This window comes from Paenibacillus marchantiae (genome assembly GCF_028771845.1).
Classification (GTDB): domain Bacteria; phylum Bacillota; class Bacilli; order Paenibacillales; family Paenibacillaceae; genus Paenibacillus; species Paenibacillus marchantiae.
This window is the reverse complement of the sequence record NZ_CP118270.1, coordinates 6,422,819-6,437,205: the sequence shown is the minus strand read 5'-3', so window position 1 is coordinate 6,437,205 and position 14,387 is coordinate 6,422,819. Positions and strand designations below refer to the sequence as shown.

The window sequence follows — 14,387 nt, the reverse complement described above, 5'->3', positions numbered from 1 at the left end:
TTATATTGACAATTGCAGAAGAGAACACTCGTAAATTAGTGATTACATCGACTTTTGAATCGGACCCTATTGTGCCGCATATGGAATGGTGGGCAGAAAGAATGTTACCTTTCAAACTTAACGTTACGCTCCATAAGCAGCGGATGTTACCTGATTTGTTATACCCTAGAAGTCAGTTCATGAACTCATTCGATTATCGCGTTGTTTTTAATAGATTTGAGGATTGGATTCGTGACGATGACCACATGATGGAACCACAAAAATGTGAAAAGTTAGAGTATGCCTTTAAAGAAACATTAAATGCTATTGAGAGTGCCTCCCAAAAGGAGGCGCTCATCGTAGCCATCTTCCCTATATCCACCGAAGCAGGTTTAAGTAACACGCTATTTAGCTATATTACAGAGTTGAACCAACGATGGAGAAATGCTCTAAGTGGCATTTCCGGTGTTCACCTTGTGGATTTTGAACGTAGCCAAAAATTGTATGTCATTGAGAATCCGTTCGATTATGTCAAGGATAATCTGGCGCAGATGCCATTCTCCCAGTCGTTTGATGCAGTAATGGGGGCTTATCTCATAAGACAATTGCACGCTTTGAATAATCAGAAATTCAAAGTCATTGTGCTGGACTGTGATAATACCTTATGGGAAGGTATATGTGGTGAAAACCAGACAAATGTAGGAATAGATAAGCCGTTCCAATCACTTCAGCAGACCATGATTTCCAAAATGGAAGAAGGTATGCTCCTGTGCATAGCCAGCAAAAATAACGAATCAGATGTGTGGAATGTGTTCGAAAACCATAAGGATATGTTACTGCAAAAAAAACATTTCGTAAGTTGGAGGATTAACTGGAAGAGCAAGGCAGAAAATATTCGCGAGATTGCCCAAGAGTTGAACCTAGGAATGGACAGCATCATTTTCATAGATGATAGTCCACATGAGTGTTTAGAAGTTATGAATCAACTGCCTGAAGTTTTGACTCTAAAACTGCCAAAAGATAAAATGCAAATTCCTACATTTTTATCCCATGTATGGGCATTAGACAAGTTGTTAATTACAAATGAAGACCGAAAACGCACCCAAATGCAGCTGACCAATGCACAGCGGAAAACATTGGAAGCAAAGTCGCCGGAAGATTATATGAATGAACTGGGTCTCCAATTGTATATGGATGTGGCCGACTCTAGTATGATTCCAAGACTGGCACAATTGACTCAACGAACCAATCAGTTCAACTCAACCATTATCCGAAGGTCGGAAAAGGAAATGTATGGATTGATGCAAGATCGGAATTATGTCTGTTGGGCGATTGAAGTTACAGACCGTTTTGGATCATACGGCCTTACGGGGTTAATCATTACTAAAATGATGCAAGAAGCATTGATTATTGATACCTTTTTGCTGAGTTGCCGAGTCCTTGGAAGAGGTGTTGAGGTTGCAGTATTCTCTTTGTTGAAAAAGTTTTGCTTGGAACGGCAACTAACCAAAATTGAACTTGTATTGATTAACGGAGATAAAAATAAGGCCATCCAACAATTTATACGAGATAACGATTGGATGGAACATGAGGTAGTGCACGAAGGAGAGCGAGTGATTACGATACCTGTGTCACGTATACCCGATGAAGTAAGCCATATCGTTTGTGTATATGGACAAGGTCTGGACGACGAATACTTGGAGAATGAAGAGCCAGCAAAGGAAACTGAAAGCAAAAGCGAGTGTATCGAATCTGTGGGTGAGTGGGATATATTCATTAATAATGAGAAGGAACTAACTCATGCTGAACAATATATCCCGCTCCTACATAGTCAACCAACTGAGTTGAAATTTTTGCCTATGGAATCCAGGAGAGTAGAGCACGTTCAACAAGAGGGACTTTCTGAACTTGAAAAAATTGTGGAAAATGCCATGTACAACGTTTGGGGAGAAAACGCCGTTTCTTGGAATGACAGACTTAATCTGAATAGTGAGGAAGTTTGGCATAAGTTTGCATTCCTATCTGAAATCTATCAAAAATTCGGTGTTGTCTTGCCAGAAGAAAAATGGGAAGAGTTCATCACGCGAGGTGATATCATCGATTTCCTCAAATTGGAATTGAGAGGGATGGACCCCTATTATGCATAAAACAATGATTCTTTTTCCCGGTCAAGGAGCACAGTTTACCGGTATGGGGAGAGCCCTTTATGACCATTACCCCATTATAAAAAGGACATTTGATGAAGCAAGTGATATCCTGGATTTTTCAGTGTCTAATCTATGTTTTAGTGGAACGTCAGAACAATTAAAGAGAACAATAAATGCCCAAATTGCTATTTTTGTGTTAAGTGTCGCAGCATACCGTCAACTTCAGAACATGCATCAATTGGCCCCCGAAATTATGGGAGGCCATAGTTTAGGAGAGTATTCTGCACTTGCATCTTCTGGAGCCGCATCGTTCGAAGACTTACTTCGCGTTGTACATTATCGCGCGCAAGTCATGGAGGAAGTAGCCGACTCGGGGAACGGAGCCATGTTTGCCTTAGAGTACGAAGTAAAAGACTTGCAGCATATTGAACAGGAGTGCGCTGATTTACGCTTAAACGATATGCAGATTTGGATTGGGGCGTACAATTCGGATAATCAGATTGTGCTGACAGGTAAGAGAAGTGATCTTATGAGTGCAGAGACGAAATGGAAAGAGAGAGGTTATAAGGTAATTCCTCTTCAGGTTTCCGGTGCTTTTCACAGTCCGTTGATGCACGAGGCAGGAGAACTTCTTGGAAGGCGTTTAAGAACAGTAGAATGGAGCCCTCCACGATGCACAATTATCTCTAATGTAACGGGTCAAGCTTATACGGGCGCTGATTGTATCGTGGAAAACTTGGAAATGCAACTGACCAAACCTGTGTTATGGACAAAATCGATGGAAACGGCCATTAGGCATGGTGTTACACACCTAACGAGTATGCCGCCTAAAAATATTTTTCAGAAGATGCTTCAATATTTCGAAGGTGTAAACGTACATGCACTATCGAGCGTGGATGATTTCGAAAATTATCAAAAGAATGATGAATCAGAGATTTATAATCATCTATTGTCTATTGCAGCTGGTACTCGGAATTACAATAAAGATGTAGCTGAATATGATCGGACAGTTGTGCGAGCATACAAAGAGTTAGAGGCCATAAAATACAGCTTTTCAAGTGCACGGGGAACTGCTGAAGATCGAATCCATCGAGCGGGTCTATTGTTCTTAACTATTCTTGAAAATAAGAAGATACCTTTGGAGAGTAAAACAACGATCCTCCATGCCCTCCATCGCAAATATAACTTGAGAATAGAAAGCCAGGGTTAAACATCGAGCAGAGGAGGAAGCCACGATGATCAAATTGACTGACCTTAATATAAAACCATCTAACGCCCCACTCAATGAAATGACCATTCAGAAAATGGATAATAAAGACATTGCTATTATTGGGATGGAAGGATATTTCCCAGGCGCGGATTCCTTAGATGAATTCTGGGCAAATCTTCGTGAAGGCAAAGATCTGATCGGTGAGTTGCCGGAATACAGAAAGAAAGATGTAGACGACTATTTAAAGTATAAGAACATCGAGAATCCCCAGTATGTAAAAGCTGGGTTTTTAAATCAAATTGATAAGTTCGATTATCCCTTTTTTGGACTATCGCCAGCTGAAGCAAAAGCAATGGACCCCAATCAAAGGTTGTTTCTGGAGGTAGCATGGAGAGCTATAGAAGATGCGGGGTATGGAGGAAGGAAGTTGAGAGGAAGCGAAACCGGAGTGTATCTCGGTTTTAGCGGCAACGCTGGAGGGCTATATCAAGATTTTGTGCAGGATATCGCTCCTGAATTAGAAAATGTCGCAGGTAGCCTGAATGCGATCATCGCCAGCCGAATTTCCTACGTGTTGGATTTGAAGGGACCGAGTATGGTAATTGATACCTCTTGTTCATCTTCACTAGTTGCAATTCATACTGCAGTTCGAGCGATAAGAAACGGGGATTGTACGGCCGCTATATGCGGCGGAGTGAATCTGAGTATTTTACCGACAGAAAGTCAAAGCCAGATCGGTATAGAATCCTCTACGTCCCGGATTCGTGCTTTCGCGGAGGGGGCAGATGGAACCGTGAGTGGGGAAGGAGTAGCTGCCCTTATATTAAAGCCGTTACTTGCAGCTAAAAATGACGGTGACCATATCTATGCGATTATCAAGGGAAGCGCAATAAACCAAGATGGCAGATCCGCTGGAATAACGACGCCTAATGTAACAGCGCAGGAAGAAGTGCTGATTAAAGCGTGGAAAGATGCTCGAATCGATCCGAGTACCCTATCTTATATTGAAACTCATGGGACAGGTACAAAGATCGGAGACCCTATTGAAGTTGAAGCTTTGACAAAAGCAATGAGAAGATTCACAGATCAAAAACAATTTTGCGCCATTGGATCTTTAAAATCTAATATTGGTCATTTGGATGGAACGGCCGGAATTGCAGGAGTCATTAAAAGTGTGTTGTCTTTGAAAAGGAGAGCGATTCCTTCTTCTCTACACTTTGATTCTCCTAATGAACTGATTGATTTTATTAATTCTCCATTCTACGTGAATCGGGATTTCTCTTTATGGGAAGCAGGTTCCGGCATCCGGCGTTGTGGAATCAGTGCCTTTGGTATGAGTGGGACGAATTGTCATCTTGTCCTTGAAGAGTATGTGGAGAACGAACAAAAGAGTGCAATTATCGAAAAAACAAGTCAGACCTCGTTTGAGTTTTTAACTATTTCTGCTCACAATTACAGCACACTAGTTGAACTGATGAACGCCTATGCTTTGTTTTTGTCTTTAAATCCAGATGTTGACTTGAAAGCGCTATGTTATACAATTAATACGGGCAGGGGACAGTATGCGGAGCGAGTATTAATTATGTTCCATAATTATGAAGATCTTGTCCAGAGATTGGAGTCGATCCGCTTAAATCCGCAAAACAACAAGATAGAGCATGTGTACTATACTAATCCTGCGGCGGAAGCGCCGTTACTGTTTCATCCGTTAGCGTTATCTGACTCAGTAAGTACGCTCTTGCATAGCTACTTGCAAGGTGACCAGGTTCAGCTTGAAAGTCTGTATGAGAAACCGGTGCCTAAAATATCATTGCCTGTGTACCCATTTGAAAGAATTCGATGTTGGTTGGATGTAACAAACCAATCTCCTCTGAATAATTCTTCCAATGCAGGAGACGCCGATACCATTCAACAAAAGGTGATCCAAATTTGGAAAGAGGTCTTAGGATACAGCGAAATCAATGTAGACGCAAATTTTTACGATTTGGGTGGAGACTCTATATTTGCTTTGAAAATCATCAATAAATTAAGAGACCAACTTCATATAGATCTTGAAATTAGCCAATTATTAGTCAGTCCGACACTTTACGAGTTCGCAAGTTATATAGAATCACAATGGGACAAGAAACAGATGGTATCCCTCGACCATATTCATCGAACCCATAAAAAAGAAGAATTTATACCTCTTACGTATGCACAGAGAGGGATATACTACGCCCTTCAAAGAACAAAGATCAATACAAGCTACAATATGCCTGGCTCCCTGGACATTTATGGGACCTTGGATGTAGAGAGAGTGGAGCGCTCTCTTCAAGAACTGGTTCTTCGACACAGCCAACTACATGCATCGTTCCACTATATTAATGATATGGCTATGCAAAGGATCGAAAAACACGATTTGGTCATTGAATACTTACATTTGGAACCCCAATCGACCATGGAGTCATTATATAGAAATTTTGTACGTCCATTTGATATTACGAGCGATTTTTTGTTTCGAGTGGCTATAGTAAAATGTGCGGAGACACATCATTGCCTCTTTTTCGATGTACATCACCTTGTATCAGACGGTGTTTCTATGAATATTCTAATGGAGGATTTTGTTGATTTATATCATGGTCATCCGATTGAATCTAGCAGGTATACCTATGAGGATTATATAAACTGGCAGAAAGGTGAAGAAGGAAAACAGACGCTAAGGAAACAACAGCAGTTTTGGAGAGGACAATTCAAGGACGGAGTCCCTCTTCTTGATATGCCCACAGACTTTAGCCGTCCGAATGTAAGAAAGGGTACCGGGCAGGATTTACGAATGGATATACCCACCTCTTTAATTAGAAAAATTAAGGACATTGCCCATGAGGAGCAAACGACCTCGTATACTGTGTTGCTCTCAATATATGTATTGTTATTACACAAGTATGCAGGGCAAGAAGACTTGGTTGTAGGTACACCGACTTCGGGGCGATCCCGTAGTGAGTGGGATAGAATTGTTGGAATGTTCGTTAACACGCTAGCACTTCGAATGAAAATAAATAAAGAGAATACATTTAGGGTGTTTTTGCAATCTATTCGTAAAACAGTTCATGATGCACTCAATAATCAGAGTTACCCTTTTGAACTCTTGGTTGAAGAGCTTGATTACTCTACTCCATTAAATCGAAACCCGCTATTCGATACGATGTTCATCATGCAAAACAATAAGTCTAGCATTGGAAATATCGACGATTTATCTTTTATAAGCAAACCTTTTGTCAATGATACTGCTAAATTTGATTTCAAAATGGAAATCTATGAACAAGATGAGCAGATGACGATTGTATTTGATTACAGCACAGAGTTATATCACGAAGCTACTGTGAAAGCATGGTTAGATGATTATATTTTCTTAATAGATCAAACATGCGGAAATATGGATCAACGCATTGTTGAGCTTGAGCTAACGGGAAGTGAGAAAAGTAAACAGACCATGATCAATTTTAATGACGATCTGACCTAGTGATGGGTCATAAGCAGCTACATTGGATTAGAATTCACTTCTGATTGAATCGTTCTCATTGATGTGGAAGTCTCATCGAAGAAACTATGCAAGAATGTGTGGAGGGTCATATGTGCGGAATATGTGGAGTATATAACATGCGTTTTAAAGAACAAGTCATCGTTCCAGGTACGTTGGAACAAATGACGCAAGTTCTTCATCATCGGGGCCCTGACGATCATTCTAAATATATTGGGAATCGAGTTGCTTTTGGATTCACTCGCCTTAGTTTGATGGATTGGGAACATGGTCAGCAACCGTTCTCTAATGAAGACGGCACAGTTATTGCTATATGCAATGGTGAAATTTTTAACTATGAGAGCTTGAAAAGCTCCTTACAATCTGAGGGGCACGTTTTACACACAAAATGTGATATGGAAATCATTCCTCATCTATATGAAAAATATGGTATGAAGTTTATGCAATATATAAACGGGCAATTTGCTATTGCATTATATGATTCAGTTCGAGAAGAGATGTATTTGATTCGGGATCAGGCAGGAATATGCCCTGTGTTCTACGCGGTGAATAACGATGACTTTATTTTTGGATCGGAGATCAAATCCATCCTCCATCATCCATCTGTGGAAAGAAAAGTAGACTTGGTTGCTTTAGATCAATTACTGACTTTTCCCAGTATTATAGCTCCCAGAACATTATTTCATGGAATTTCCAGCTTGGAAAGCGGACACTATTTACATATTACTGGTAACCGCATGGAGAAGGTTCAATATTGGGATCTCGTTTATCCCAAGTCGCACGAAATAGAAGATTCATTGTGCGAGGAGCAGGATTACATTGAAGAACTGGACCATATTTTTTCCGAGGCTGTTGGAACTCGGCTAACGGCTGACTTCCCGGTAGGACTTTATGTCAGTGGGGGGTTGGATTCTTCCATGATTGCTTTGAAAGCTTCTCAACTTTCACCATCGGCAAGGAAGTCATTCTCCGTTACATTTGCTGATAAAAGTATGAATGAGTCTATCTATCAGAAGTTAGTTGTCGATGAGATTAAATCGGAACATTTCCAACACGAATTCGATATTCGTGATATCACTGAACATTTGAAAAGTGTGGTTTGGCATTCGGAAACAGCACTTAAGGAGAGTTATAATACAGCGTCCTATATGCTGTCCAAGCTGGTGAACCGTGAAGGTATTAAAGCGGTCTTAACCGGTGAGGGAGCAGATGAGCTTTTTGCAGGCTATGTAGGCTATCGGTTTGATCAATTTAACGCCAAAAAGGGGACTCAGTCCATCGCTGAAGAGGAGGTTGCCATACGAGAAAGGTTATGGGGGGATGGCAGCTTTTTCTATGAACGGGACTATAGTCAACTGAGACAATTGAAGTTAAGGCTATATGGGGAGAAAATACTTCCTGACATTGAATCCATAGATTGTCTCCGGTATCCTGTAATCTCTAAAGAGAAGATTGCGGATATCCACTTGCTGCATAAACGTTCCTACATTGATTTCAAATTGAGACTACCGGAACATCTATTGGCAGGTCATGGCGATCGCATGGCATATGCGCATTCGGTTGAAGCGCGTTACCCTTTTCTGGATTATAAGTTGATGGAATTTGTCTCCCGAAAATTGCCAACCCACTTAAAGCTTAAAGGGTTTAATGAAAAATATATTCTCAAAGAAATAGCACGAAGTATGGTTCCTAACGAGATTATCAAACGGCCGAAATTCGCTTTTGTCGCTCCCGGAAGTCCCGACTTAATTAGAGAGGCAGACGAGTATTTGATTAACCTCCTCTCTAAAGAGCGATTAAAGAAGCAAGGCTACTTCAATCCAGATTTTGTGCATGAATTGGTGGAGCAGTATAGTCGTAATGATTTCAGATTAAACCTCCCTTACGAAAGTGACATACTTATCATTATAATTACTTTTTGTGTATTTTTAGATGTGTTTGATATGCCTGATTTATAAAAGAAATGGGTGAATGGATTGGATGACAAGGTTCGGAATACGATTCAGAACAGAATATCAGAAAGTTTCGCACAATATAAGGACTACTGTGCGGTGGAATATTTAAGTCGTCATATCACGTATTCAGAGTTATATAAGGACATGAATCGAATCACACAGTGGCTGCACGTGAACAATGTTGAGAAGGGCACATTTGTTGGTGTGTGCTTCCAGGATCGTTATATGGTAATTGCATCTATGCTTGGAATCTGGCAAGCCGGTTGTGTATTTGTGCCGCTTGATGCAGACTATCCAGACCAAAGATTGTTGTCGATGGCGGTCGCTTCCGATTTGAAATTGGTCATTACAGATTCTATGCCTGGACTTGTTTCACTAGAGCAAGCTGGGCTTAAGGTTCTAACGCTAGATCGAAAGCAATTGGACGATTTGTTATTTTCCGAACCAATGGAATCCGTTGAATATGATGAGGATGATGCAATATATATTTACTACACATCGGGAACAAGCGGAACTCCCCATGCCATACTCGGTAGAAACAAAGGGCTCACTCATTATGTAGAGTGGGAAACTAGTGAATTCGAGTTATATAGAAAAAAGGTGAGTCAACTCACTTCTCCAAGTCATGATCCATTCCTTAGAGATATTTTAGTGCCCTTGTTATCAGGCGGGACAATCTGCATTCCCGAATCTAGGATGACTCTTCTGAACACCAATCAGTTAATGGATTGGCTAGAAAATAGAGGAGTTCAGTTAATTCATTGTACACCAAGTTTGTTTAAGAACATGACTGCTTTCAAGCCCAACCGAGAGCATTATAAGAGTTTGGAATATATCTTTTTGGCAGGAGAAGAGATCGTTCCGCAAAAGCTGAAATCTTGGTATGAGGCCATTGGAGATCGGGTACAGCTTGTTAATCTGTATGGACCTACTGAAACGACGTTGGCTAAATTGTTTTATAGAATCAAACCCCAAGATGTGTATCGAGCTAGTATGCCCATCGGTCAACCTATATCCGGAACTCGTGTCATTATATTGAATGATGATTTGCAGATGTGTCCAGTTGGAACAAAAGGTGAAATTATTATACGTACTCCGTATCGAAGTTTAGGGTATCTCCATGAGGAAGGTCTCAATCGCGAAAAATTTATACAGAATCCTTTTTCAGAGCGCGACAACGATTTGGTTTACAAAACTGGAGATATTGGAAGAGCATTACCCGACGGGAATATTGAGTTTTTAGGGCGAAAAGATAGACAGGTCAAAATTAGAGGACATCGGGTTGAATTAGCTGAGGTTGAGCGAGTGATCATGGCTTCCGGTCTTGTGAAAGACGTCGCTGTTATAGTGAAAGAAGCACCTTCCGAGGAGTTAGTTCTCATTGCTTACGTTATTCCGAATACGGAAATTAAAGCAAATTACGAACCTGTGTATCCATACGAAACCTATATCCGAAAAGTTGAGAACCATTTATTAGAACCAATGATTCCTTCGTACTTTATTGAGCTTTCTAAATTCCCTATTAACGCGAATGGAAAGATTGAGTATTCAGCTTTGCCTGAGCCTGAGATGGTTGAATATGTTTCGCCAGTCGGTCGCTTTGAACAAGAAATCTCCGAGATCTGGACGGAAATTTTGGGGGTTGAATTCATTGGAAGAGAGCATCACTTTTTACATTTAGGAGGAAACTCTATCAATATTATGAATATGATTGCTAAAGTATACGAAAAATACGAGGTGGATTTAACACTGGAAGTTATTTTTGAAAATTCTCGCCTCTCTGATATTGCTCGGTATGTAGAAGCGGAATATGTGGAAAGAAAAGAGGCGGGAGAGGAAGTACATGGCATTAAAAATCATTCAGGAGATTAAGCCGTTCAACCAATTTTTTTACAAAAGCTGTTTTTATAACGCCCTTTTCTCCGTGCTGGAATGGATGGATAGAAGCATCTATCCACATATTTCTAATGATATTATGTTTTATAGTCAAGACGAAGAAGTGCCTGGCATGCTGGATATGACATATTATCCTTTTCGAGATCCGGAATTAATATTTAAGGAAGAAAACTATGAAGTCTGCACAAGCCGGCGACAAGAAAATATTATAGAATACCTTGTCAGTTCAATACATCAGAATAAACCTATTATTATATGGGTCGATTGTTTTTATGAAGATATTCGATTGGATATGTATCATAAGGAACATTGGGCCCACACGTTATTGATTGTTGGTTACAACGATGATACGAGGCAGTTTGCTATTATGGAACACTCCAACAAAGAATCCCTAAATTATGGATTGAAATGGATTTCTTATGCCAGTCTTAAAGAAAGCTACGATGCTTTTTTTCAACTGGATCATGCGGATGAGAATCTTATTTCCACCTATAGGTTTGAATCGAAGCAAGAGCCTTTTGTCTCTGATTGGATCGAAACATATGAATACAACATATTTAAACATCGCGCTAAGTACACAGGGGGTATCAAACAACTGGAACAATATTCGGCTTGGTTTGGAGAAAAATGTCTAGAAGAGGGTGAGATACAGGTATACGCCGAGTCCATATTTCTAGGATTTAATCGCATTGTTGCAGCCAAACAAGTAGAGTGTGCGAGGTACTTTTATTTTGATAGTAAACCAGATCGGCTTCAGACAATAGGAGAACTATTGGACGCATGGAAGAATATCCGGGCAATTTGGGGCAAATTATATTTTTCCGATATGTACTCTCCCAATCAATTGATGGCTTCCAAAGACATCTTAAACAGAATCGTGGAAATGGAGACGAGACTGATTAAAATTAATGGATGGGAGCACATCAATGAATACTGAAATGAAACCAATATTATTTTGCATTCCTTATGCCGGTGGAAGCTCCTCTATTTATTATAAATGGAAAAAGGAATTAGAGAGTAGTTTAAAGGTTATTCCGCTGGAAATGAGTGGTCATGGAAGCCGTCTAAACGAACCACTGTATTCCAATATTGATGAAGGTGCGCAAGATTTGTTAAGTCAATTAAAGAGAGGGGATATAGATACACCTTATATTATATTCGGCCATAGTTTGGGAGGAATGTTGGCTTACGAAGTTTCTAGAAAAATTCAAATAAATGGGGATCCTCCACCAACTCGCATCATCATATCAGGATGTTTACCACCAGGTAAATTCGGGACTTCCAGGCAAGAAAAAGTCAAGGATATGGACGACGATCAACTAATAGAAACACTAAGGGATTTGGGAGGCACTTCGGAAATGTTGCTTGAGGAACCAGAGCTCCTTCGTTTGTTTTTACCCATTATCCGCAATGATTTCCATATAGTTGACAACTATCAGCATATACCAACAGATCCTCTTAATATTCCATTGTCGGTGTATATTGGAGAGCGGGATGCACCTTGTGACCTGAAGTCGGTGATGGAATGGCAATATTTTACTACGCTTCCTTGCACGGATGTTAAGGTTTTTCGAGGTGGTCACTTCTTCATTCATGAAGATGAGCAGTCAGTTCTCCAACAAATCTCAGTTGAAACGAATATCTTATCATGTACAGGGAGTGAATAAATATGAAGAACATAGAGCAACGTTTTTTAAATGTGATCCAAAAAGAATTTCCGGAGGCAGATATTGAATTTTCCATGGATACTAACTTGATCGAGGCAGGAGTAAATTCAATCAGTTTTATTAAGCTTGTAATTCTCATCGAAAATGAATTTGATATTCAATTCGAAGAAACCAAATTAGACTTAAGTTACTTTCCAACCATTAGAGAAATCTTAGAGTATATTGAACAACAATCCAAAAGTGAAGATACGAACTAGAGGAGCCGAGATGGGAAAGACAGCCGTGTATTCGACACGTAAAACGTTTGTCAGACTAATCAAACATTCTAAAGCCTATGTTTTTCATTACCTCTGTTTATTGCTTATCATCTCATGTTTAGCCTTTGTTAACATAGGATACCTTGAATCTATCCGTAGAATCATATCAGGTGCAACTACAAAATCCCTTGATAGCGTTTATATGGGTGCCATTTTGGCGATAGGTGCAACAATTGTACAAGTTTTGTTAGGTCTTTTACAGGGCAGAGTCATGATTCGAGTGAAAAATAAATCTGTAACCGCTATGCAACATAGTGTCCTGAATCAATTGCACGGTAAACAGCATGAATCCTTAGAAGGCTATCATAGTAGCGATCTTGTGGGTAGACTACTTCATTCTGTCGATAAAGCTCAATCAGGTGTAAATGAAAAACTTCTGGTTTTTTTTCAAAATGGCTTACAAGTAATTTTAAGCTTAGCCTATTTCAGTTGGCTTAACCTTCCACTGACGATTGGATTGATTGGCTTTACTTTACTCTACCCGATCATCACGTATCCCATTTCACGTGTTCTGCGAAAGAATTACGACCATCAGGGTGATGAGATTGCTCAAAGAGATGTAGTTTTGCAGGAAGCGGTTCAGGGAGTTGAAGAAGTTCGGACATATCAATTGCAAAATTATTTTCAAAATGTACTAGAAGGCAGGCTAAACAAGGTTCTAATGCGGACCCTTAAAATCTCCTTGTACGAGAGATCTGTCGATTCTCTGAATCGATTTGCTACCTTTGGTGGTATGATTTTCACGTTGGGTTTCGGTGGGTATCAAGTCATTCAAGGGGAGTTACTTGCAGGGACATTAGCTACATTTGTAGTCACCAGCGGTCAACTTATCAATCCTCTATTGTCCATATCCAGTTTGTGGACTGAGATGATTCAATCTATTACACAAGCACAGCGAGTTTTCACCATTAGTGATCTGCCAGAGGAAAATAATAAAACTTTCACTGGAAATTCGAGCTCCGTTTCTCAAACTTCCCATTCTATTATGTTTAGTAACGTAGGTTATCGTTATTCGAACGGAAATAATGGGGTGAAGAATATATCTTTTCAAATAGAAGCAGGTCAGATGCTGGCCATTGTCGGACCAAGTGGAGCAGGAAAATCGACTTTGATGAAGTTAATGTTACGACTGTATACTCCTTCAGAAGGCGTAATAAAAAGTGGTCAAGTGTCCATAACAGATATGGATCTTAACGAATGGAGATCTAGTCTGGGTTATGTCTCCCAGGATGCAATCGTTTTTAGTGGTTCTGTTAGAGAGAATATCTGCTTTGGACTAAGCGATATATCTATGACCGAAGTGGAGAATGCAGCGAAGCTTGCACATTTGCATGATCGAATTTCAATGCTCCCTCAAGGTTATGAGACATGTATTGGAGAGCGTGGAGTTCAGCTATCTGGAGGAGAGGTTCAGCGGCTTGCACTTGCAAGGGTATATTTACGGAAATCACCTATCCTGTTATTGGATGAACCGACTTCCGCATTAGACCTTGAAAATGGAATAAAGTTCAGGGAATCACTGGATCGTTTAGTTCAAAGCTGTACAACGATTGTCATAGCTCATAATTTGGATACAATACGCTCTGCGAACAAAATTGTCTACATGAACGAAGGAACTATTGAAGAAATGGGGAGCCATGAAGAACTGATGAATAATAAAGGAAAGTATTATCAACTTATACAGAGCAAGGTTTTGTGA

The 14,387-nt window shown here is 40.0% G+C and carries 9 protein-coding genes; all 9 read left to right on the top strand.

The window, feature by feature from the left end; translation table 11 throughout:
* The first annotated feature begins 5 nt into the window (after window positions 1–5).
* The 9 genes from PTQ21_RS29000 (at window position 6) to PTQ21_RS28960 (ending at window position 14,387) form a co-directional block, all read left to right on the top strand.
* The gene (locus tag PTQ21_RS29000) at window positions 6–2,126 is read left to right on the top strand and encodes an HAD-IIIC family phosphatase (protein ID WP_079697386.1); all 2,121 of its coding nucleotides are present in this window, start codon (window positions 6–8) and stop codon (window positions 2,124–2,126) included.
* Window positions 2,119–3,336 carry an ACP S-malonyltransferase gene (locus PTQ21_RS28995; RefSeq protein ID WP_079697387.1) on the top strand — a complete coding sequence of 406 codons (1,218 nt, stop codon included), beginning with the start codon at window positions 2,119–2,121 and terminating at the stop codon, window positions 3,334–3,336. The genes PTQ21_RS29000 and PTQ21_RS28995 overlap by 8 nt, the downstream gene beginning before the upstream one ends.
* A gap of 25 nt (window positions 3,337–3,361) precedes the next feature.
* Window positions 3,362–6,835, top strand: a complete 3,474-nt coding sequence (locus PTQ21_RS28990) for a condensation domain-containing protein (protein ID WP_274568065.1) — start codon at window positions 3,362–3,364, stop codon at window positions 6,833–6,835.
* 137 nt (window positions 6,836–6,972) lie between these two features.
* Window positions 6,973–8,811, top strand: a complete 1,839-nt coding sequence (asnB, locus tag PTQ21_RS28985; RefSeq protein WP_274568064.1) for an asparagine synthase (glutamine-hydrolyzing) — start codon at window positions 6,973–6,975, stop codon at window positions 8,809–8,811.
* Between the two features lie 9 nt (window positions 8,812–8,820).
* Entirely contained in the window at window positions 8,821–10,680 is a 1,860-nt protein-coding gene (locus PTQ21_RS28980; protein WP_338020298.1) for a non-ribosomal peptide synthetase, read from the top strand.
* On the top strand, window positions 10,652–11,641 hold the full coding sequence (locus PTQ21_RS28975) for a cysteine peptidase family C39 domain-containing protein (RefSeq protein ID WP_274568062.1): 990 nt from the start codon (window positions 10,652–10,654) through the stop codon (window positions 11,639–11,641). Before PTQ21_RS28980 ends, PTQ21_RS28975 begins: the two co-directional genes overlap by 29 nt.
* Complete coding sequence (locus PTQ21_RS28970) at window positions 11,631–12,371, top strand: thioesterase II family protein (RefSeq protein WP_274568061.1); 741 nt, start codon at window positions 11,631–11,633, stop codon at window positions 12,369–12,371. Before PTQ21_RS28975 ends, PTQ21_RS28970 begins: the two co-directional genes overlap by 11 nt.
* Window positions 12,372–12,373: 2 nt before the next feature.
* Window positions 12,374–12,628 (top strand): acyl carrier protein, encoded by a 255-nt coding sequence (locus tag PTQ21_RS28965; RefSeq protein ID WP_079697393.1) that lies wholly within the window; start codon window positions 12,374–12,376, stop codon window positions 12,626–12,628.
* 10 nt (window positions 12,629–12,638) lie between these two features.
* Window positions 12,639–14,387, top strand: a complete 1,749-nt coding sequence (locus tag PTQ21_RS28960; protein ID WP_274568057.1) for an ABC transporter ATP-binding protein — start codon at window positions 12,639–12,641, stop codon at window positions 14,385–14,387.